This window comes from Dyadobacter sp. CY326, assembly GCF_021390515.1.
GTDB lineage: Bacteria > Bacteroidota > Bacteroidia > Cytophagales > Spirosomataceae > Dyadobacter.
This window is the reverse complement of record NZ_JAJUXI010000003.1, coordinates 659,965-682,412: the sequence shown is the minus strand read 5'-3', so window position 1 is coordinate 682,412 and position 22,448 is coordinate 659,965. Positions and strand designations below refer to the sequence as shown.

At 47.3% G+C, this 22,448-nt stretch carries 21 protein-coding genes; 15 read left to right on the top strand and 6 right to left on the bottom strand.

Annotation, left to right across the window (positions count from 1 at the left end; translation table 11 throughout):
• Window position 1: 1 nt before the first annotated feature.
• The 4 genes from LZG73_RS07245 (at window position 2) to LZG73_RS07230 (ending at window position 4,504) form a co-directional block, all read left to right on the top strand.
• The gene (locus LZG73_RS07245; protein WP_233847199.1) at window positions 2-1,774 is read left to right on the top strand and encodes a RagB/SusD family nutrient uptake outer membrane protein; all 1,773 of its coding nucleotides are present in this window, start codon (window positions 2-4) and stop codon (window positions 1,772-1,774) included.
• Window positions 1,775-1,818: 44 nt separating this feature from the next.
• On the top strand, window positions 1,819-2,640 hold the full coding sequence (locus LZG73_RS07240; RefSeq protein ID WP_233847197.1) for an alpha/beta fold hydrolase: 822 nt from the start codon (window positions 1,819-1,821) through the stop codon (window positions 2,638-2,640).
• Window positions 2,641-2,814: 174 nt separating this feature from the next.
• Complete coding sequence (locus tag LZG73_RS07235; RefSeq protein WP_233847195.1) at window positions 2,815-3,747, top strand: NAD(P)-dependent oxidoreductase; 933 nt, start codon at window positions 2,815-2,817, stop codon at window positions 3,745-3,747.
• Between the two features lie 37 nt (window positions 3,748-3,784).
• Complete coding sequence (locus tag LZG73_RS07230) at window positions 3,785-4,504, top strand: SDR family NAD(P)-dependent oxidoreductase (protein ID WP_233847194.1); 720 nt, start codon at window positions 3,785-3,787, stop codon at window positions 4,502-4,504.
• A 9-nt stretch (window positions 4,505-4,513) separates the two neighbouring features.
• Here LZG73_RS07230 and LZG73_RS07225 read toward each other — a convergent pair whose 3' ends face one another.
• On the bottom strand, window positions 4,514-5,701 hold the full coding sequence (locus tag LZG73_RS07225; protein WP_233847193.1) for a chromate transporter: 1,188 nt from the start codon (window positions 5,699-5,701) through the stop codon (window positions 4,514-4,516).
• A gap of 3 nt (window positions 5,702-5,704) precedes the next feature.
• Window positions 5,705-6,694 carry a DUF1259 domain-containing protein gene (locus tag LZG73_RS07220; protein WP_233847192.1) on the bottom strand — a complete coding sequence of 330 codons (990 nt, stop codon included), beginning with the start codon at window positions 6,692-6,694 and terminating at the stop codon, window positions 5,705-5,707.
• 172 nt (window positions 6,695-6,866) lie between these two features.
• Here LZG73_RS07220 and LZG73_RS07215 point away from each other — a divergent pair, with 172 nt between their 5' ends.
• A complete protein-coding gene (locus LZG73_RS07215; RefSeq protein ID WP_233847191.1) occupies window positions 6,867-8,552 on the top strand; it encodes a hypothetical protein in 1,686 nt (561 codons plus the stop codon).
• On the opposite strand, the gene LZG73_RS07210 is transcribed toward LZG73_RS07215, so the two are convergent.
• Window positions 8,538-11,465 (bottom strand): glycosyltransferase, encoded by a 2,928-nt coding sequence (locus LZG73_RS07210; protein WP_233847190.1) that lies wholly within the window; start codon window positions 11,463-11,465, stop codon window positions 8,538-8,540. The two genes, LZG73_RS07215 and LZG73_RS07210, sit on opposite strands and share 15 nt — an antisense overlap.
• A complete protein-coding gene (locus LZG73_RS07205; RefSeq protein ID WP_233847189.1) occupies window positions 11,462-12,781 on the bottom strand; it encodes a glycoside hydrolase family 2 TIM barrel-domain containing protein in 1,320 nt (439 codons plus the stop codon). The genes LZG73_RS07210 and LZG73_RS07205 overlap by 4 nt, the downstream gene beginning before the upstream one ends.
• A 353-nt stretch (window positions 12,782-13,134) precedes the next feature.
• Here LZG73_RS07205 and LZG73_RS07200 point away from each other — a divergent pair, with 353 nt between their 5' ends.
• From LZG73_RS07200 to LZG73_RS07165, 8 genes are all read left to right on the top strand, one after another.
• Window positions 13,135-13,947, top strand: coding sequence for a class I SAM-dependent methyltransferase (locus LZG73_RS07200; RefSeq protein WP_233847187.1), 813 nt, complete (start codon window positions 13,135-13,137; stop codon window positions 13,945-13,947).
• Between the two features lie 180 nt (window positions 13,948-14,127).
• Window positions 14,128-14,559, top strand: coding sequence for a hypothetical protein (locus tag LZG73_RS07195; protein WP_233847185.1), 432 nt, complete (start codon window positions 14,128-14,130; stop codon window positions 14,557-14,559).
• A 97-nt stretch (window positions 14,560-14,656) separates the two neighbouring features.
• The gene (locus LZG73_RS07190) at window positions 14,657-15,058 is read left to right on the top strand and encodes a heme-binding protein (RefSeq protein WP_233847184.1); all 402 of its coding nucleotides are present in this window, start codon (window positions 14,657-14,659) and stop codon (window positions 15,056-15,058) included.
• 133 nt (window positions 15,059-15,191) lie between these two features.
• Window positions 15,192-16,109, top strand: coding sequence for an AraC family transcriptional regulator (locus LZG73_RS07185; protein ID WP_233847183.1), 918 nt, complete (start codon window positions 15,192-15,194; stop codon window positions 16,107-16,109).
• A gap of 92 nt (window positions 16,110-16,201) precedes the next feature.
• Window positions 16,202-16,942, top strand: a complete 741-nt coding sequence (locus tag LZG73_RS07180; protein WP_233847182.1) for an SDR family oxidoreductase — start codon at window positions 16,202-16,204, stop codon at window positions 16,940-16,942.
• A 53-nt stretch (window positions 16,943-16,995) separates the two neighbouring features.
• Entirely contained in the window at window positions 16,996-17,751 is a 756-nt protein-coding gene (locus LZG73_RS07175; protein WP_233847181.1) for an SDR family oxidoreductase, read from the top strand.
• A gap of 53 nt (window positions 17,752-17,804) precedes the next feature.
• Window positions 17,805-18,041, top strand: a complete 237-nt coding sequence (locus LZG73_RS07170; protein ID WP_233847180.1) for a hypothetical protein — start codon at window positions 17,805-17,807, stop codon at window positions 18,039-18,041.
• Window positions 18,016-18,429, top strand: coding sequence for a phosphopantetheine-binding protein (locus LZG73_RS07165; RefSeq protein WP_255697030.1), 414 nt, complete (start codon window positions 18,016-18,018; stop codon window positions 18,427-18,429). Before LZG73_RS07170 ends, LZG73_RS07165 begins: the two co-directional genes overlap by 26 nt.
• 24 nt (window positions 18,430-18,453) lie before the next feature.
• On the opposite strand, the gene LZG73_RS07160 is transcribed toward LZG73_RS07165, so the two are convergent.
• Together LZG73_RS07160 and LZG73_RS07155 are read right to left on the bottom strand one after the other, a co-directional pair.
• Window positions 18,454-20,094, bottom strand: coding sequence for a carboxylesterase/lipase family protein (locus LZG73_RS07160; RefSeq protein ID WP_233847179.1), 1,641 nt, complete (start codon window positions 20,092-20,094; stop codon window positions 18,454-18,456).
• A 113-nt stretch (window positions 20,095-20,207) separates the two neighbouring features.
• Entirely contained in the window at window positions 20,208-20,498 is a 291-nt protein-coding gene (locus LZG73_RS07155) for a TIGR03643 family protein (protein ID WP_233847178.1), read from the bottom strand.
• Between the two features lie 114 nt (window positions 20,499-20,612).
• Here LZG73_RS07155 and LZG73_RS07150 point away from each other — a divergent pair, with 114 nt between their 5' ends.
• Together LZG73_RS07150 and LZG73_RS07145 are read left to right on the top strand one after the other, a co-directional pair.
• Window positions 20,613-21,512, top strand: a complete 900-nt coding sequence (locus LZG73_RS07150) for an NmrA family NAD(P)-binding protein (protein WP_233847176.1) — start codon at window positions 20,613-20,615, stop codon at window positions 21,510-21,512.
• A 12-nt stretch (window positions 21,513-21,524) separates the two neighbouring features.
• A complete protein-coding gene (locus LZG73_RS07145; protein WP_233847174.1) occupies window positions 21,525-22,445 on the top strand; it encodes an AraC family transcriptional regulator in 921 nt (306 codons plus the stop codon).
• Window positions 22,446-22,448 lie beyond the last annotated feature (3 nt).

The window sequence follows — 22,448 nt, the reverse complement described above, 5'->3', positions numbered from 1 at the left end:
TATGAAAACGACAAAAATATTTAACTATACATTGGCCCTGTTGCTGATAGGCAGCGCCAGCTCCTGCGATTTAACCGAAGTTCCTGTCGACACTGCAACCAATGAGGCCGTTTTTGGTTCGGAAGGTGGTTTGGATTTGTATGCCAATTCATTTTACGACTTGCTCCCCAGCACGGATGTAGGCGTGTTTCAGGACGATGATATTTCGGACCTTGTAGCGCGAAATGGAGTGGATAACTATCTGGCTCCAAATGCGCTAAGCCCGATTACGAGCAGCGGCTGGTCCTGGACGGAACTTCGGAACATCAACTATTTTATTGAGAACGCTGAAAAGAGCACTGTGCCAGCCAAAAACCATTATCTGGGCGTGGCTCGTTTTTTCAGGGCTTTGTTTTATTTTGATAAAGTAAAAAGATTCGGCGATGTGCCCTGGATTGATCAAACGATTCTTGTAACGGACGAAGAGGCCCTTTATAGCAAACGCGACGACCGGTTTGAAGTAATGGACCATGTGCTGGCCGACTTGAATTATGCAATCGAGAACATTACACTAACTTCCGATCCAAGCGTGACCCGGATCACGAAGAATGTGGCAAGGGCTTACAAAACGAGGATTTGCCTTTATGAAGCATCATTCCGCAAATATCACACGGAGTATAACAAGCAGGCAACTGCGAATGTGTGGTATGAGGAAGTTGTGAAAGAATCAAACAGCATTAAAGGCTTTACGCTGCATGAAGGTGTGTCGCCCGAACGTGCTTACCGCGAACTGTTTATTGCCAAAAGCGCTTTTCAAGACGAAACCATTCTTTCGGTTGCATTAAGCGCAAGTTTGCAGGTTTTTAGCTCTGCCAACCGCCGTTTTATCAGCCCAACTTATGGAAACCGCCCAAGCCTGACGCGCCGTTTTGTCAACACGTATTTAAATCTGGATGGAACGCCTTTTACAAGCAAAGCGGGCTATAAAACGACCACGTTTGCAGAGGAAGTTAAAAACCGCGATCTGCGTTTGAAGCAAACCATTCGTGTCGGAGATTACAAGAGAACAGAAAATGGCATTCCAGTCGTTGCACCGCCGAATTTCAGTCAAACTTACACAGGTTATCAGCCCATTAAATGGAGCTACGACGAGCGCTTTCCTTACGATGATGAGAGCCGGAACGACAATGCGCACATCATCATGCGCTGGGGCGAAGTGTTGTTAAACAAAGCAGAAGCACTGGCCGAGTTGAACAAAATGACCGCAGCAGACTGGACAGCAACCATTGGCGCGTTGCGCAAAAGAGCCGGCATCACCGGAGCAACGCTTACCACGGTACCAACCGTGGCAGATCCTTATATGGTTGCTTTTTTTGCAGGAAAGTTTACCAATCCCATCTTGTTAGAAGTGCTTCGCGACAGAGGCACGGAAATGATTTTTGAGGGCCTGCGTCCCGACGATTTGAGAAGATGGAAGCTGGGCGAATTGTTCCAGTCGGCGCCGATGAACGGAATGTACGTTCCTGCACTTGGTGAGTATGACCTCAATGGCGACGGAACCAAAGACGTGAGTTTTTATCAGGGAACGAAGCCAACTTCGACGACGCCGAACATTGCCTTTGTCGACGTTTCGCCTTCGACAGCTGTGGGAAGATTGCAGCTTTCAAATGGAACTTCGGGTGAGATCATCTGGAACCCCGGCGCGCGCGAATGGGCTGATAAAAAATATCTGTATCCGATCCCGGAAGCCGATAGAACAAGGAACCCTGCTCTTGGGCAAAATCCAGGCTGGTAAGCTATATTAGCAAAAAACATTTTTCACAATCATCCAAAACTACAATGAGCAAGATCACCCTAAGAGACGGAACTGAACTTTATTACAAGGATTGGGGCACAGGGCAGCCCATCGTTTTTCACCACGGCTGGCCATTATCGGGCGACGATTGGGACGGACAAATGATGTTTTTCCTAAGCAAAGGTTTCAGGGTTATCGCACACGATCGCAGAGGTCATGGCCGGTCTACCCAAACGGACAAAGGCAATGATATGGACACATATGCAGCTGATGTAGCGGAACTTGCAGGTGCGCTTGACCTCAAAGATGCGATCCACATTGGCCATTCGACAGGCGGCGGCGAGGTGATTCGTTATGTAGCCAAATATGGCCAGGGACGTGTGGCAAAAGCAGTGCTCGTGAGCGCTGTAACGCCGCTTATGGCGCAGACAGAAAGCAATCCGGAAGGCATTCCACTTGCTGTGTTTGACGGAATTCGTGAAGGCACGGCGACAAACCGCCCGCAATTTTTTCAGGATTTTACAATGGCATTTTACGGATTCAATCGTGAAGGTGCCAAAATATCGGAAGGCATTCGCCACAATTGGTGGCGTCAGGGCATGATGGGCGGAATAAAGGCACATTATGACTGCATTAAGGCTTTCTCAGAAACGGATTTTACAGAAGATCTCAAAAGTGTGGATGTGCCGGTGCTTGTCTTGCACGGTGAAGATGATCAAATCGTCCCATTTGAGCTGACGGCTGTGAAGGCTGCAAAGTTGCTTAAAAATGGCAAATTAATTTCCTATCCAGGCTTCCCGCACGGAATGCCGACGACCGAAGCTGCCACAATTAATGCGGATCTTTTGGCTTTTATCAATTCTTAAAAGTTAGCGAAGCTGAAATAGAAAAAAGCTGTCAATCTGATTGACAGCTTTTTTTGCGTCTGGCGAGTAAGCATTAAAATTGTTGCAATGCCAAAATCGGATGGAATGGTATTTTATGCGCCCTGCTGCTATTCATTATCAAGCCTTATGCACGGCTAACTTAACCTTTACGTCATGAAAATTTTGCTCTGGACCGACCTGAAACAGCCTTATCAGGATGAATTTATCCGCCAGCTGCCCGAAGACTCCGAAATTATGCTAAAATCGGAGCGCTCCGATGCGGATGTTGCCAAAGCACTCGATGATGCCGATGTGCTTGTGGGCAACCCACCGGTTGAAATCATGGAAGAATATGGGAAGAACCTTAAATTCTGGCAGTTAGAGAATGTCGGTTTCGAGCAATATAAAGATCTGGACTTCAAAGGCAAAGTGGCCAACATTGGTGACATGTCCGCAGCGCCCTGCGCCGAAACGATCGTTGCCGGCGTTCTGGCATTTTATCGCGGTGTGCACAGCATGGTCAAAAACCAGCTCGAAGCCAAGTGGGTAGGAGAGCAAATTGAAGAACAAATGTCAGTTTTAGGCGAAAAGCAAGTGATCCTGCTTGGCTCGGGAGCGATTGCCGTGCACGTATGCAAGTTCTTGGAAGCATTTGGCTGCTCCGTGCAGATGACCGCAAAAAGCGACCCGAAAGCTGACATTCATTCCTACGAAGAACTGCTCAAATCTCTTCCTGAAATAGATTTGGTCATTAATACATTGCCCGGAAATCTGGATAAATATGTTGGCGGTGACTTCTTTGAAGCGATGAAAGAAGGCGCTTTGTATGCCAATATCGGACGCGGCAACACAACCGACGAAGCCGCATTGATCGATGCACTCGAAAGCGGAAAGCTGATCGGCGCAGTGCTGGATGTCACCGAAACCGAGCCGCTTCCTCATGACAGCAAATTATGGAAAATGGGCAATGTACTGCTCACCCAGCACACCGGCGCTGCACATAAGGTGCGTGACCGCGATAAAGCCGTGAAATTCACCGAAAATATCAATGAATTTATAAAAACTGGAAAAGTTAAGGACGAGATTCAACTTTCTGACGGATATTAACAGTTTAATATCCTAACCAAAGTTGAACTCACATTAAATGATGAATTTTAAAGCAAAAAATATCCTGGTGGTTGGTGGAAGTTCGGGCATCGGTTTGTCGCTGGTTAAATTGCTTCATGAAAACGGGGCAGCGGTTTACGTCATTTCCCGGAACCAAAGCACCGAATTGCCCGATGGCGTCAAACAGCTGCAAGCCGATGTTACAGGCAACCTCGAATCGGTTTCCGCATTTTTGCCTGAGCAGTTGCATGGCTTGGTTTATTCCGTCGGCAGCATTAATCTCAAACCATTTAACAGGCTTTCGGCCGAAGACTTTTTGAATGATTATCGTGTCAATGTGTTGGGCGCAGTGCAGATCATTCAACATTCGCTCAGGCAACTGAAAGGTGCATTAGGCGCTTCGGTCGTTTTGGTCAGTTCTGTTGCAGCCAGAACGGGGATGCCTTATCATGCCAGCATTTCGGCCGCAAAAGGCGCGGTGGAAGGTCTCGCAATGTCACTGGCCGCAGAGCTCGCCGGGCAACGTGTGCGTGTGAATGTTGTCGCGCCTTCGCTCACTGACACGCCCATGGCGCAGAGCTTTTTGAGCACGCCCGAAAAACGTGAAGCATCCGCAAAGAGACATCCTTTGGCCAAGGTTGGTCAGCCCGAGGATATCAGTCAGGCCATTGCATTTTTACTGTCAGAAGAAAGCAGCTGGATAACCGGACAAGTCATTGGCATCGATGGCGGTCTTGGGAAATTAAGAACGCTTTGATGAGACAGATCACAAATAAGTTTTAATGCAAAAGCCAACAATAGCCGCAGCTAAAATGATGTAAGGCTCCTGCAATTTTTTAATGTAAATCAATGACAGGATTGTAATGACGGCGATTACGGCAGATGCAGTATCAACAATTGAGCGGGTGGCGATGACAAAAACTGAACCCACAAGCGCACCGACTACGGCTGCCGTAATCCCATCCACAAACGCTTTGATGCTCGTGTTTTTGGAAATCCTTTTGAAATAAGGCGCTGGCAAAACTGTGAAAACGAAGCAGGGCAAAAAAACGCCCAATGCGGCAACAGCGGCCCCGGCAAAGCCCGACACAAGAAAACCAATAAATCCAACCGTAATGACCACCGGCCCCGGCGTAATCATTGCAACTGCCACCGAATCAAGGAATTGCTGCTCATTGAGCCACCCCATTTCATTCACCACGCCAGCCTGCAAAAAAGGAATGATCGCCAGCCCGCTTCCAAAAACGAACGCCCCGGCCTCTGTGAAGAACAATCCCAGCTTGACCAGTTCTCCCGGATTATATTCCCAAAATCCAATGCCGGCCAAAAGCACGACTGATAGGCTTGTATTTCTTCGTTGCAGCCATTTCGGAGGTGCTTTTACAATCATATAAACGAGTCCGAGCAGGACAAAAAGCCACACTTCTTCTTTTTGTGTGACGGCAGTAACAACGGCCATTGTCAAAAAGAAGAGCCATAAGATCCACCTGCTTTTGATCGCTTCCGGTTCTATTTTACTGATTGATTTGATTGACAGCTTGTAACAACTCAATGTAATGATCCCGATCACGGCAGAGCCAACGCCGTAAAACACAGACTGCATCCACGGGAGTCCGCCGTAAAGTTTGTAAGCCATGCCCAGCAAAACCACCATAACAAATGACGGGAGCACAAAAGCGAGTCCCACGAGCGTGGCGCCCCACACACCGTAATGCACATAGCCCAGAAAAATGCCCAGCTGGGCAGCCAGAGGGCCCGGCGCAAGCTGTGCGAGCGCCAGGCCTTCACGATATTCATCCTCGCTGATCCATTTTTTTTCTTCCACCAAATCCCGGTGCATATAGCCGATAAGGGCCACCGGGCCGCCGAAACCGAATGTGCCAAGTTTTAGAAAATACCTGGTGAGGTCGGCAAGGCTGTATCGTGTTGTCTGGTTTTGCGTTGTCGTTTCCATTTACTAATGGGTTGTATGCGAGCTTTTTGGCACTTTTCCTAGCACGTCCAGCGCCGACCTGAAACCTTTGGCAAGCGTTGCAGCCGGTCCACGGCCATAGTAATGCAGGAATATAATCCGCGGATTTTCACCAAACATGTGGTTATGCAAGGCAACGACTTCCAGGTCGTTGGCGCGGAGCGCTTTGATCACCGTGTTCACTTCATCTTCCAGCATGGCGATGTCGCCCGCAATGTGCGCATTGTCCTTGTTGCCCGCAAAACTTGCCCAGGAGTTAAGCCCTATCGCAGCGGTCATTTCAGCGCCCATTGCCATCGCAGTGAGGTCGTCGCGGCCAACGGTGTACTTGTATGTGGGCCCGTTCACAACGCCGGTGTATTTCACAATTGCGTCAAGGGCCGGGATATCAAAAAGTTCTTTGCCGGTTGTTGTGGCAGCTGCGGCAGGTGCGGGTTGGTTGGCAGGAGAAATTTTCGCATCCTTAATTGTTGCGGCAAATTTTTTGGCCAAATCCTGAGGCGTCCCCATTCCGTGCAAATGCATGTAAAAAATGCGCGGCTGCTCGTAAAAGAAATGGTTGTGGATCGCGCCGATTTCAAGGCCATTCGCCTGGGCTGCCGAAATGAGCGGGTTCACTTCTTCCTCCAAAAGGACCGTGTCGCTCATTAGCACGGCCGATTTTCCGTCAAGCGTTTTTTTAATGGAAGCCCAGCCGCCGAATCCGAACGGGATCGGAACGGGTTCACCTTTCACGGTTACTTTCAGGTCGTTGCGGGGCAGCGGCGTTGTGTGGACGGCTTGTCCTTCATTGTAGTTCCCTTTTTTGCCTATGGCTGCTTCAATGGCGGCAATTTCGTCCGCTGTAAGTGCCGGTGTTTTTGCGACATTACTGGCTTCCGCTAGCGATGGTTTCAGACCTAACAAGTGGGCAGAACCCAGCATTCCGCTGGCGAGAAGCCAATTTCTTCGTGAAAAAAATCTTTCTGTATTCATTCTGTTTTTGGGTGGTTGCTTTTTAATCCATGCAAGAATAGCGCAACGAGCAATCAAAAAATAGAACGAAAATGACAGATTTGTACAAGGATTACTTTTTTGGGTAAATTTTTGATGAATTGCTCTGTAACATTGTTAATTTGAGCTTTCGCCGCCTGAGCTGGTTCACTGCATGAAAACCTCCAAAATCTTAATCGTTACAGCCGGAATCATTTCGATTCTTGTGCTGCTATTTTTTTTCCAAAAACTGAAATCTTCCGACATTCCTTCCGCGGATTCCCTCGACTCGTCGTTCCATGAACCGGTGATCGGCGTTTTTGAGCTGAATGAGCAGAGCCAGTCCAAATCATTCGCGCATTTTGCATTAAAGCTCGACAAGCAAGTCGACGAGTCTTATATCAATAAATTGCTTAACCAAATCCCGGAGGCGGAACACCTAATCATCACCATTTTAATGCCCGGAACCGACTATGCCTCGGCACCCAATGCGCTTAAAGATGTGAATAATGGTGATTATGATGCCAAGATCGAGGCGTTTTGCAGTGCGTTGAAAAAACGGTCTGGCAAAATTTACTTACGCTGGAATCCTGAAATGGAAGTTCCTGTGCAGCTTTATCCATGGCAATATCAGGCGCCGAAAGATTATATCGAAGCATTCAATCACTTTGCGAAATTGGCAAAATCGGTTTTTCCAGCAGTGAAGATTGTTTGGGGAGCGGCGGGTTATCCGGGCGCTGACGAATATTGGCCGGGCGCAGAATTTGTGGATTTTGCAAGCGTGACGATCAATGGGAAATCCGAATTAAAGGCAACCGCTTTTCCCGCCGTGAAAGACTTGGAGGTCAACATCAAACGGAAGATCCAGCGCATGCGAATGTTCGGAAAACCGGTGCTTGTATTGCATTCGGGAAATGGAAATGAGTCCAATTTGAAATCGGCGCTGGCAAAGGCTGTGGCTGAAACCCGCCGCGACGCCGCGTATTTATATCCTGTGGCAAGCAGCGCGCCGAGTGCAAAAAAAGATAGAGTAGGCGTGCCGCTAATCGGCGTTTATGATCCCAAGGAAATGCTCGTGAATTCGGAATTAGTGGGTGTTGAACACCTGTTTATTGACCTGGAAAATGTGCAGACCGGCCAGTTTAAGAAGGATTTCAGTGCGATCACATCCAGAAAGCACGACGCCATTTTAACCATTGAGCCATGGCGTGACCAGAAAGTCAGAAAGGATACAAATGTGCTTAATAATGTCGTGAACGGCATTTATGATCCTGAATTTGATGAAATTTATCGAATTATCGCAGGCAGCAAGCAAACGGTTTATTTACGTTTTGCACACGAAATGGAGATCCCGATCCACCGATATGCGTGGCAAAGTCAGGACCCGGCGCTTTACATCAAGGCATTTCGTTATTTCATGAATTTTGACAAATCAAAAAACAAGCATATCAAAAAAGTGTGGGGCCCAGCGGGTGACCGCGGTTCGATGGAATGGTGGCCCGGCGAAGACGTTGTGGATTACATCAGCATTGCCATTTACGGCTTGCCCGATAAAAATATCACTGATCCTGAGAAACAGGAGTCTTTCGAAACCATTTTCAATCGGAAAGCTTACCGGATGCGGCTCGCAAACAAGCCGCTGTTTATCACGGAGTTTGGTGTGAAAGGCCCAGAAGATTTTCAGCAAAAGTGGTTACTGAAAGCCGCCAAAGTCATTGGCGGACATCCGGAAGTTCACGGTGTAAGCTATTTCAATCTGGCCGATAACCCGAAGGTTTGGGGCAACATTCCGGCTCCTGATTGGAGCGTTAGCAAGGAGACTTTTCAGCATTTTGCAAAGTCTTTGTCAGAGAGCCGATGATATCTTGGGCTCTTCCAAAGGCGTGTTGAGGCTGGAAGTGATGATGTCAATCACCGTATCGCCCTTTAACACAAATAAATAGAGCTCATAACTCGCGGGGTTTTCAGGAATGTTAAGGGTCAGGGCCGGGCCTGTTCCCGCATCAGCTGTGGAGATGGGATTGTACAAATAATTCAGCTGCACCAGTTTCCACTCAAACTTCAAATCGGTCTGCATACTTTTTGCCAGCGTCCAACTTCCATTATTTTCAATGATGGCATAATAGTCGAGCTGAGCTCCGGCAAATGTTCCCGAAGCTGGCCTGAGGATCTTGATTTTGGGCGAAGTAAATGGTTTCACACCGCCTTTCCAGCGGGACGCAAGTTGCAGATAAGTGTTCTTTTTGCGGCCACCCAGATCTTTAATCGCGTCAAAACTCACCCGCTGCGAGGTGTGCACATCCTGCCAATTTGAGATAAAAACACCACTCGAGTCGTCTGGAATGTGTTCATAATCGTCAAAGGCAGCATAGCTGATAAAATGCGGAAATTTTTTTCGGATCGCTTGTTTCGGTGCATTGCTATTGTAAACCAAGCCATAAGAAGCAATTTCCGGAACAACCGATCGAATTTTGGCAACAACGGCTGGCGTCATCCGCGTGACTTCAATGTCCAATGTGACAGGCCGCTTTGGATCGGCTTTTTTTATTTGGTTAACCAATGTTTTAAGCCAAGCCACATAAGCATCCTGCTGACGTGTAAGATCGGACCGCCGATAATGTCGGGCTAGATTTTGAAAGACATCGTTTCCAAGGTTCCAGGAAATAATGTTTGGATTGGCTTTATGCTTGCTGACGGTGCGCAATATCGTTTCGGCAAGCGTTTCCAGCGTTTTTTTATCAGCTTCAAAATCGAGGTCGTCCGCGATCCAGAATCCGTAATATAAATTCATGGCCTGCTGATTTGCGACCCTCAGTATGTTGTGATCGTAAAAACTCGGACCGTAGAACTTTACAGTGTTAATGCCAATGTGCTTCATTTCACGAAAATCTTCGACGAGCTCTTGTTTTGTAAAAGCTTGATAATCATGCCGCCAATCGGACCCTTTGAGATAATTAATGCCGCGCGCTCCCTTGAATGAACTAACGGAACTAGCAGCCGAAGAAGAATCGAAATCGGGCATCGTCCATTCCTCATTTGCCGTAAAATATGCTTTTGACCTGTTTCCCGGTGTCGGCGATTCAGTCGTTACATGCGGTGTTTTTAATCTCGAAAATTTTTCTAAAAACTTAAACTCTGCATTGTAAAGCCACACGCCCAGCAACAGCAATGTCACGAGCATTGCGGTGCTGCGGAGGCCAGTGTAAAGTTGGTGCCTGAATATCCAGAAAATGCCTTTAAGAAACTTGACATGGCTCATCAATGCATTCAGTCTAGGATTATTGGCCCGAAGCAGCCTGAATTGCTGCTGCCGGCTCGCTGCGATAGTGAAGCACATGAACAGGCAATTGAGTCCTGCAAACCCGGCCATAACCAGATTGTAAGGGTTCCAGTCTGTGAGCAATCCGTAGCCAATCGCGGCAGCGGAAACGGCCAGCACAATGAGGTTAGGCACATTTAGCGGCCAGTTATTGGCTTCATTTCCGTCTTTGGGCGTTGGCACATAAGGCACTTTTTTACCGGCAAGTGTATATACAAAGCCAAGAATAAATATCCACCAGCTTCCGATCAGCAGCAATCCTCCCACCATATGAAAACCACGTTCTTCGTCCTCCATCACCCACCATTGCACGAAATGTCTGATCAGGACAATGGCCGCAATCAGCGGAAAAACAGCCAGACCAAATTGAGTAATGTCCATATGCATCGGGCTTGTGCCAAAACAGAGCGCAATGACCGGAATCAGGAAATTGATCAGATAAATGATCCCTGATAAATAATGCATCGGAATGATGCCGTAATGCAGCTTTTGTCGCCAGGTGAACTGGCTGAATAATTTCGGATAAGCCGTGACAAGCAGATCAAAAACGCCTCTCGACCACTTTAACTGTTGCTTGTAATAAGCAGAAAGCGTCGACGGCACCAGCCCCCGAGCAACGACTTCCGGAACGTAGACAGATTTCCAGCCTTTGGCGTGCAGTTGCATGGATGTGTGCATATCTTCCGCAAGGCCGGCGGCATGTCCGCCGATAGAATCCAATGCGGCCCGTCGGAATGTGCAGTTTGCGCCTATGGCCAGGACGGTGCCATATTTGTTCATGGTCATCATCATTGGCCCGTAAAACTGGTAAGTCTGCTGGGCCGCACCTTTGGCAATCAGGCTTTCATCGCTGTTTCTGTAAGCCTGCACGACCTGCACATAACCGATTTCGGGATTAGTAAAATGCGGAACAACGGGGTCGAGAAAGTCCGGAAGCGGAACATGATCCGGATCCAGAACGACGCATAACTCGCCTTTCGATTGTTTTAGCGCATTGTTAATGTTGCCCGCTTTGGCATTTATCTTGACTGTTCTCGTAACATGATGCACGCCGAGCTGTTGACAAAATTCTTTCAAAAAGGGATCATCGGCTTCATCGCACAAATAAGTTTCATGTGGATAAGTGATTGCCTTCACGGCCGTGAGCGTTTCAATGATCATGTCATAAGGCTCACCAGCACAGAATGTTGTAAAAATATCAACTGTGAAATCTTTGGTAAGCGGCGGCGTTGGCGGAACGGTGATGTGCAGATAATGATACCACTCGTAAAGCAATTTCAGACAGGTGAAAACGAATGTGACCATCAGCATCCAGTAAAGCGGCCCATTTCCGCGCACGGACGGGTCCAGCACATGATACAGAAAGAAGGCAATGGTCATGCATCCAATGAAGATCATCACCCGCAGGGTAATAAGCTCTCTTTTTGTGGGCGGGGTAATGGAGATGCGTTTCATTGATCGCTCACGACGTAAAAAGGCGTGTTACATGTGGCGAAGTTGCCATTGTAGTCTGATATTTTTGCAAAAATACGGTAAGGTCCGGCTCTCATAGGTGATTTGAAATGCGCTTTCAATGTGGCGCCGGAGGTGATCAGGCTATCAAGAGGCGCGAGTCTACGCGTGCTGTTTTGCCGGTTCTCTTTATACCAATCTTCACTAAAAATCTCCCATTTAACGGATCTAATGCTGTCGCTATCATGCATATTCAGCTCCGAAACCATCGCTTGTCCGGGTTTTAACAGAATGTTATCTGCCGCACCTTTTTTGTTGAGCAGCATGTAACGGATCTGGGGATAATGCTCTTTTGAAGTTTTGCCGGTCCACAAATATTCCATGATCGCCACTGGCTCAGATTTTCTGCCCGATTCGTCAAACATGCTGAACCACGTGTGGGTGGTTTCCTGCTTACTGCCCCAGTAAAATATGAAATGACCCAAAAAGCGCGGGTCTTCGACAGGCATCTCCTCTTGGTAACGGTGCAAGATAACGTCAGCCTTCTTTTTGCTCGGATTTTCAATAAAAGCGCCCCAGGCAGTGTTCGCGCTTCCTTCCCACGGCCCATCGGTTCCCCATTCCAGCAGCATGTAAGGCCCGTTCCAGAACCAGGAAAAGCCGTCCAGATCCTCCCTGAGCAGTCCAATCCTGTTGAAAATGTTAAATGAAATGATATCAATGTCGCAACGGAGCTGAATGTTTGCAATATATTTTTGATTTAAATTCAGAACGGTCGTCGTAATCGGGTGGTTAGGATCTTCCTGGTGGATCATGTCCGTGAGCGCATTAAATGCATCGTAAAAATGACCATAAGCAGGTTTAAAAGGAAAGTCAAGCTCGTTGCCCAGGCACCACATTAAAAGAGCGGGATGATTTTTCAGTCTGCTAATCAGTGTTTTAAAAACAGAAAGTTGCCTGGCTGCCTTGGCAGGATCATTGTACAGAGCCAGCTGCTCGCTGTTCTGAATGGGAAGGCCGACGATAACGGCAATGTTGTGCGCCTGGGCGCTGTCCAGGAGCTGTTGCAAATTAGTGGTGTCCCACACACGAAGCGCATTCCCGCCTGCCGCTTGCAACTGGCGAAAGTTCGACATTCCGCCTGCGCCCCGAATTTCGAAGGGTCTCCCATTACGCAAAAGAATATAGCCGCTGCCGGATTTCACGATGCGAACCGAAGCGGCAACATTCGTTTCTCTGTTTTTACAGCCTACGAAGCTGAATACGCCACACAGATGAAGGCTGTACATCAAAACGAGCGCAATGTTTTTTACAGGCAAAATAAAATTTGGGGACTTGAAGACAGAGAAATACTTAGGTTCGCAGAGGCTAATTAAGTGAAAATCCCTCAAATTTAAAACATTCGGCCACTGGTTAATGAGATAAAAGTTCGCAAAGTCTTACATAACTAGTTCTTGCTCCACCAAATGTTTCGGTTTGCATGCGTGTGCAAATAACTGCCGCCTTTGAAAACCGATTATAAAAGCCGAGGTCGAGATGATGCGCTTGCAGGTAAGTCAAAAAGTGCATCCCATGCCTCGCAATTACCTGGATATGCTTCGTAATTACAAGTTTCAGACGCCCGGTCGCCGCAATTTTGCAGCCCAAATCTATTAACAAAACGAAAAATAAAATGAATGCAAACAAAGCACTTTGGGAAAAAGGTGATTTCACTCGTCTGGCAGAAACAATGCGCGAAAGCGGAGCTGCACTGGTGGCAAAATTAGACATTAAAGAAGGTCTCGAAGTGCTGGACCTCGGCTGCGGCGACGGCACCACGGCCATCCCCGCCGCCAAACTCGGCGCAAATGTGCAAGGCGTCGATATAGCGACAAATCTTGTTGAAGCGGGAAACGCCCGGGTTAAAGCGGAAGGGCTGACCAACATTACATTTCGCGAAGGCGACGCGATCGATCTGCATGACATTGCAGATGAAAGCTTCGATCTGGTTGTGAGTATTTTCGGTGCCATGTTCGCGCCGAAACCTTTTGACGTGGCCAAAGAAATGTTCCGGGTTACGCGTCCGGGCGGCAGACTCGTGATGGGAAACTGGATTCCGGGCGATCCGACGCTGGTGGCTCAGATTCTGAAAGTGAGCTCTGCTTACACGCCCGCGCCGCCGGAAGGATTTATCAGTCCAATGCTGTGGGGTTTGGAAAGCAACGTGACGGAGCGTTTCGTAGCGGCCGGGGCGTTGGAAGAGAATATCTCGTTTGAAAGGGAAACATTCACATTCCAGGCGCCATTTTCACCTGCTGTGTTTTTGGACACTTTTAGAAAATATTACGGCCCGACGATGAACGCATTTGAAGCGGCAGAAAAAAATGGAAAAGAAGCTGATCTGCATCGTGAGTTGGAAATTTTGTTCGAAAACCAAAATCAAAGCACGGACAAAAACACGACCTCAATTCCCGCCACATTCCTCAAAGTAACAGTTCGTCGGTAAGCGAGTGTAAGTCAAAAGTCTGTTCCCATCTTGCACAAGCAGTTTGGTGAACAGACTTTTTTGGTTTGCCTATTTTGAGAAATGATTGCCAAATCAAAATTGAGATATTATCAGATTCTTTTGTATTTTAGCTACACTTCTTAACTGTACAAATTTCTCCACCTTTAAATCCTTACGACAATGAAAGTCTTATTGATTGCAACATTGGTATTCGGAATGCTTGTAAGTTACTCTGGAAATGCTCAAAGCCGATCCATGGCTAAGCAAGGTGAAAAGGTTTGGGTTTTTGTAAATACGATAAAAGCTGACAAGCGCCAGCAATTTGAGCAATTCCTCCATGAAGTCTTTTGGAAGGGTGCTGAAAAGCTTAATGCAGAAGATAAAAAAGTGTTTAAACAAACACGCGTTTTGCATCCGACGGCAGCAGAAGCGGATGGTAATTACTCCTATCTTTTTGTGATGGATCCGGTTATAGAGGGCGGAGATTATGATATAGAAAGTCTGTTAAAAAAAATGTATGGTCAGGCAAAAGCGAGCGAATATATTAAAGTTTTTGAGGATGCGTCAGCTGGTGAGCAAAAAGGATATCTGTTGACACAATCACAGGATTAAATTTGTTTTTACATTCGCCAAGGAATAATAATTGTACAATGCCCTTCAAACTGGAGTGGGTAATATTGCCTATTCATCTTCAAAAACAATTTGAGTTATGAATATTACATTGGAACAGGCGGAGGCGGTTATTGCAGCTGCGAAGGCGAAGGCATTAGAAATCAATACGTTGATGAATATTGCGGTTGTGGACAGCGGCACGAATCTGATCGCTTTTGCACATATGGATGAGGCTTGGTTGGGTTCTATCGACATTGCCCAGAAAAAAGCGCGGACAGCGCGTTATTTCAATATGAACAGCGGTGAAATAGGAAAACTTTCACAGCCCGGAGGCCCGCTTTACAACATTGAACATTCCAATAATGGGCTGATTACTTTCCCGGGCGGTGTGCTCATTAAAGATGGAAGTGGTCAGATCATTGGCGCTGTCGGCGTTTCAGGTGATACGGTCGACAACGACCACATTGTTGCGCAGGCCGGCGCTGATGCGATTCAATAAGCATCTCTATTAAGCTTTTTTTGAAGGTTTTGTAAAAAATGCCGACGCGTCCTTTCATTAAGGATCTAGCGCGTCGGTATTTTCTGTTAATTGCAGTGGCCTTGAAAACCCTGCATTACGCCTCCCGCATCAAATGAATATGACATCAGAAAGTCTGTATGATCTGTACAAAATGATGAATCTTCCGCTGGATGCTGTCGATCCCAGTTCTGGTTTTACAATCCACGCGTTGAGCGAAACGTTCACCGTTCTGCCCTTTCAATCCATCACTTACCGACCAGATTATTTCAGTTTTGTTTTTGTAAAAGAGGCGAGAGGCAAATATGTGATCGATGAAATGGATTTTCCTATCGAGCCCGGCACCATTTATTTTACCAATCCTGGGAATGTGCGGCAATTTGAATGGTATAGCATTGAAGACGCATTTTTAATTACATTCAAAGAGGCATTTTTAAAAGAGCATGTGCATCACGACGTGTTCAACGATTTCTCTTTCCTATTAACAGAAATCGTTCAGCCCAAAATATTGGAACAGTCTGAATTTGATGAAATTGAGGCCTTATATTGTCAGATTTACAAAGAGCAAACCGGACATTCGCCTTATAAAAACAAAATTATCGGCAGCCTGTTTGTTGTGCTGCTTTTAAAGATAAAAGAATTTTTCTGGCAGGATTACAATCCCATTTATGAGGGCAACCGCAGCTCATCCATTGTCAAAATATTCAAGCAGAACCTTGAAAACAGCTTTCGCGATCTTCTCAATGGCAGGTCGGATAAGGCTCCGCGGGTTCAGGATCTGGCCGCTTTGCAAAGTCTGCATCCCAATTATTTAAGCTCTGTTATCAAGTCAAAAACCGGCAAGGCAATCAGCGCTTGGATTGCGGATAAGACGATTGCAGAGGCCAAATCCCTCTTGCAGCATTCAACAACTTCCATCAAAGAGATAACCTTTTTGCTCGGGTTCACCGAAGCCACACATTTCAGCAACTATTTCAAAAAGCACACGGATCTTTCTCCCGCCGCCTACCGCAGGCAATATCAAAATTCGTGATCTTAGATATTTGTAACTAATGCTTTAAAATACGTCCTTTTTTCGCAGGCCGCTTGATGACCTTTGTTGTATCAATTTAAAACAAAGAAAACATGAGCAATCTGACAGAAAAAGTAATATTGGTTACGGGCGCTTCAAGAGGAATAGGAGCGGCAATCGCACACAAACTGGCGGCAGCAGGCGCAAAGGTGATCGTTAATTATGCCGGTTCGCAAGACGTGGCGGAGCAATTGGTCAATGAGATCAAAGGACAGGGCGGTGATGCGCTTGCGATTCAGGCCGATGTGAGCAACTCAGCTCAGGTGAAAGCAATGTTTGACACAGCCATTGCACATTATGGCCGCATCGATGTCCTGATCAACAATGCGGGCATCATGATTACTAAACTCCTGAAAGACACCACAGACGAGGATTTCACGCGCCAGTTCGACATCAATGTACGTGGCACATTCAACACCATGCGCGAGGCTGCGACGCGGCTGGCCGACAATGGCACAATCATCAATTTCTCAACTTCGGTGAACCGGATTATGCTCCCAGCTTATGGCACTTATGTCGCAACCAAAGCGGCCGTTGAACAACTTACAAGGGTGTTTTCCAAGGAGGTGGGCAGCAGGGGAATCAATGTGAATTCCATTTCTCCGGGCCCTACGAACACCGAACTTTTTACAAACGGAAAATCACAGGAAGTGATCGATCGCCTGGCTTCGCTTTCCGCTTTCAACCGCATAGGTGAGCCCGAAGACATCGCGCAAGTTGTATTGTTTTTGGCGAGTGATGAAGCCAAGTGGATCACTGCACAGAACATTGGAGCGAACGGCGGCATGGCCTAATCGCTTGTCGATCAGGGACATTTGTTCCTATTAATTTACAATTGAAATCAAACATGATGAATAGTTTAAAAAATAAAGTCGCAGTCATTACGGGCTCGGCGAGGGGATTGGGAAAAGCCATTGCGGAGCGATATGCAGCATTAGGCGCCAATATTGTCATCAATTATTCTCGTGATAAAGGCTCCGCGGATGAAGTGGTGAGCAATATCAAGGCAATGGGTGTGAAAGTGATCGCCGTGCAGGCTGATGTCAGCAAAGTTGCGGACATTGAACGGTTGTTTTCGGAAGCAAAAAATGCATTTGGAAAAATTGATATTGTGGTCGCAAATGCGGGCATAGAACTTGTGGAAACGCCCGTTGTGGATTTTACGGAAGAGCAATTCGATCATGTATTTTCGATCAACACCAAAGGCGCTTACTTCACCATGCAGCAGGCAGCCAGAAATGTGGAAGATAACGGGCGCATCATTTACATTGCTTCGAGCACAACTTCTTTTCCGGTTCCGGGAATGGCCGTTTATGGAGGAAGTAAAACCACACCGCGATATATGGTCGATATTTTGTCCAAAGAAATCGGCCACCGCGGCGTTACGGTTAACACCATCATTCCGTTTGCCGTAGACCATTCGGGGATTTTTGCCGAGCCGGACAGTTATCCCGATCTGCGCAAACAGCTCCTTGACAGCTGTCCGATGGGAAGGCTCGCCGAAGTGGAAGATGTGGCCAATGTGGCTGAGTTCTTTGCCAGCGACCTTTCCTCTTTTGTAAATGGCCAGCATTTGCTCGTTAATGGAGGCGCAACGAACTAAGCAAGCGCATTATTCATTGTGGATATTACTGACGTTTCTTAAAAATTATCCGCATGAACGAGATTATAATGCTTCCTGTCGAACACCAGGGCGAGAGTTTTGAGTTGCCATTAACGATCGTGCCGCAGGGATACACTTACCAGTTGCATATCGAGGTTGAGGGCAAGACATTGATTTTGGAGAAAGACGATCAGGGTGAATATCGGGTCATCGATATGTCTGGCGGTGAAGGCGAAAAGGTGAGCAAAGGCTTGATAGCGGCGATTGTGGCGACATTGGAAGCGCTTTGAGGAAGCAAGCGGAACGATTATTTTAAGGAAAACGCGGATCGGCTATGCAGCACATGCAAAGCCAATCCGCGTTCCAACTTATAATGATATCGAAATGCTGGATAGTCTTAAAGAAGATCTTAAAAAACATGTTATCGCACAACTTAACCTGGAAGACGTGTCCCCGGCCGATATTGACGACGACAAACCATTATTTCACAGCTCAGGTCTTGGCCTGGATTCCATCGATGCCCTGGAACTGATCGTCATGTTCGAACAGCATTATGGCATTGAGGTCGTCGAACCGCAGGAAAGCAGGAAAGCGTTTCAATCCATTTCATCCATGGCCGATTACATCCGCGAAAAACGAGGTTCTGCCTTGCACGAAACCGTTTCCAGACCATCATAACGGCTTGGAAACGGCATTAACATCTTATTCTTTTGTTGCCATCGCGTCCATCAGCACATAACGTCCTTTGTGCTTATCCGTTTCCAGGCGGGTGTTTACATCAATATACATGTAATGTGCGTCACCTTCGGGTTTTACGGGCAACCATTCCGGCAGGCCTTTGCCATTAGGGTTTGTTGTTTTGATAAAATTGGCAAAATATTCCTGCATTGTTGCGGACACTTTGTGATCATCCGGCGTCCATGCATACACTTTGTTCAGTGACAGATTTCCCATTGCATATTCGATTTCAGCAGAATGGACAGCGCCCTTTGGCAATGGTGCTTTTGCAGCCGCAGGCTCCGTGCTTTTCGAAACACCACCGGCAAGGTTAGCGGACACATTGCCCATTTCAGCATTCATGGCAGGGCGTGGACGGCCATATAAATAGCGGTAAACAGGCTTTCCGCCACCCGTTTTGCTTTGAATGTCAATCCATTTCCATGTGCCAAAACCAATGAAGCGATCGCCGGCTAGATCCGTTGCCACTTGCTCAACCTCAGCATCCGATGCGGCCGCATATTCCTTCAAAACCTTTTCAGCCTGTTCTCCATATAATTTTTGAACGGCTTTTGTATAGTTTTCAAGCGTCGGCGCTTCCTTGCCCAAAATCATGCGGTAATTCATTTCCTCTGAATTCCAGCCAGCCAGTAATGGCACTTGCGATTGTTTTCCAGCCTGGAATGTTTTCAAAGGAGGCTCTGGGAAAAAATAACCATCCACCGCAGACATAAATCTTGGAACACCTTGACCAGCCGTCGCTTTTAGTAATTCTTCGCCGGAAATCGAACGCATTTCAGCCAATGTTTTTTTGCCAACCAGCTCATTGAATTTCAAGCCCGCCTGCTCCGCCTGCACCAGTGGCACCGGGGGAAGCGTTCCCAAAACAGATCCGCTTTCACCAATAGCGGCAGAAAACAGATTTTTGGAAAGCGGAGAAGCCATCAATGCGCTCACTGACAATGAACCGGCCGATTCGCCCGCAATGGTAACGCGGTTAGGATCGCCTCCGAATGCGGCAATGTTTTGCTTAACCCAAGCCAGCGCCGCAGCCTGATCCAGATATCCATAGTTTCCTGAGGCGTGGTGCGGCGATTCTTTGGTAAGATCCTCGGAAGCGTAAAAACCGAAAACACCCAGGCGATAATTTACAGTCAAGGTCACAATGCCTTTTGTGGCCATGCTTTCTCCGTCATAACGACCTTCCGAACCGTCACCGGCAACAAATCCGCCGCCATAGAAATACACCAAAACCGGCAACTTTTCACTGGCAGACTTGGCTGGCGTCCAGACATTGAGATACAAACAATCTTCGCTCATCCCGTCGGAGCGGAAACCCATGTCGCCGAAAACGGCGTTCTGCATGGCGCGGGGGCCAAACTTGTCGGCTTTCCGAACGCCCTGCCAGTTTTTAACCGGTTGCGGTTCGCGCCAGCGAAATTCGCCAACCGGCGGTGCAGCAAACGGAATGCCTTTGAATGCCCTGATCCCTGAGGACTCGGTAACGCCTTCCACGGTTCCGTTCGCCGTTTTCGCTTGCGGCGACGTTGTTGCTTTTTTGGTCTGGGCAGTTGCGACCTGCATGATTTGCAATGCCACCAGCATGGTAATAAAGATTGTTTTCATTTTGAAATGATATAAGGATGCTGTTTTGGTAAAAGGAAAATTGTCAATTATACATTGTCTGATAAAGAAACAATGATAAAACTTTATTTCGACAATCTTTCATTTTTCCAATTTTACACCCGCTTGCTGATCTTATTCATGCTGATTTGCTTTTGCGAGCTCGATTTGAATCGGGGATCTTTGGCAGTTAGTAATTTCTGATGCTTGGTCACCCGGCCCTGCACGCGCTCGCGCCACATTCTGAAACTGCTGGGTTTCATTTCGCCGCGCATTATGGCAATAACTTGCTGTTCGCTTAATCCAAACTGCGCTGTAATTGCGTCAAAAGGCGTCCTGTCCTCCCAGGCCATTTCAATCACGCGGTCAATTTCTTCCGGTTTCAAAGTCAATTTTTTGTCAAGCATATCGATAAGTTTTTTCGTGCATCATAGCTATTAACACAACAAGCATAGATTTGGTTATGTATCCCCGTTTTTTGATCAGGACCTTTGCTTCTGCAAACTAATCAAGAAAGCATTATGAAAATCATTGTAACGGGTTCATTAGGACACATTAGCAAACCGCTTACACAAGCGCTCGTTCAAAACGGGCACGAAGTCACCGTTATCAGCAGCAACCCCGAAAGGCAGGAGGCAATCGAGTCACTGGGCGCTGACGCGGCAATCGGTTCTGTGAAGGATCCCGATTTCTTAATAAAAACTTTTGCCGGAGCAGACGCCGTTTATACGATGGTCCCGCCCGTGAGTTATTTTGATCCAAGCATTGACCCGGTGGGCTATTTCAGTAAAATTGGCAACCATTACGCTGACGCGATCCGTCAGGCAGGCGTGAAGCGGGTTGTGAATATGAGCAGCTGGGGTGCGCATCTGGATAAAGGCAATGGTGGCATTGCAGGAGCGCATTATCTAGAGCAAATCCTGAATGCGCTTCCCGAGGAAGTCCTGATCACCCATATGCGCCCCACTTCTTTTTATTATAACCTCTTTGGTTTTATTCCCGCAATCAAAAGTGCCGGGGTTATTGCCGCAAATTATGGCGGGGAAGACAAAACGGTGCTGGTGGCGCCGGAAGATATTGCAGCTGCCGTAGCAGAGGAATTTGAAAAAACACCTGTCGCAAGGAACATTCGTTACGTGGCCAGCGACGAGCTGACCTGCAATGAAGTTGCCCGGATTTTGGGAGAAGCAATCGGTCAGCCAGACCTGAAATGGATTGTGGTTCCGGGCGAGCAAGTTCAAAGCCGTCTCGAAGCAGCTGGTATGCCGCCGCGCATGGCCGCCAGCCTCGTGGAATTACAGGCGGGACATCACAGCGGACGCATTGCCGAAGATTATTTCCGCAACAGACCGGCGCAACTGGGAAATATAAAAACAACTGATTTTGCCAAAGATTTTGCAGCAGCTTTTCACCAAAAATAAACATATTGCAGCATGACTTCCGGACAGCCTTACCATATCAAAAATATCAGTGAGTTTCACCATTTTCGAAAACTCCCCGGGCCGGCGCATCCGCTGGTCAGTGTGTTGCAGTTTGAGGATATGAGAGAGCTGTCCGGAAACCATCCGCAAAGTTGGGTGCTTGACTTTTACGCGATTGCACTCAAAAGGAACTTCGACGCCAAGCTGAAATATGGGCAGCAAGTGTATGATTTCGATGAGGGGATTATGACATTCATGGCTCCCGGCCAAAAGATCGGCATTGAAGCAGGGCCGGATGAAGTCCTGGAACATTCGGGATGGCTGTTGATTTTTCATCCGGACTTTCTTTGGAACACACCATTGGCGAAGACGATCAAACAGCATGAGTATTTCGATTACTCGGTCAATGAGGCTTTGTTTTTGTCGGAGCAGGAGGAGGCAGTTATCACCGGCATTATGCAAAACATCCGTCAGGAATATCACGCCCGGATCGACCAGTTTACCCAAAACATCATCATTGGCCAGTTGGAAGTGCTGCTTAATTATGCGGACCGCTTTTATCAGCGCCAGTTTACCACGCGCAAGGCGAGCAGCCACGATATTCTGATGAGGTTGGAAACGCTTCTTTCCGAGCGCTTTGATAGCGGCACATTGTCGACCAGAGGGCTTCCGACTGTTTCGGAAATTGCCGCTTCACTGCATGTGTCGCCCAACTATTTGAGCGGCTTGCTGAAAACATTGACAGGAAAAAGCACGCAAAGCCATTTGCACGATATGATCATTGCCAAAGCCAAAGAAAAGCTTTCGGGAACCAACCTAAGCGTCAGTGAAATTGCTTACGAGCTGGGTTTTGACTATCCGCAGTCTTTCAGCAAATTGTTTAAAACAAACACCAATCTCTCACCCGTCGAGTTCCGGCAGTCGTTTAATTAAATG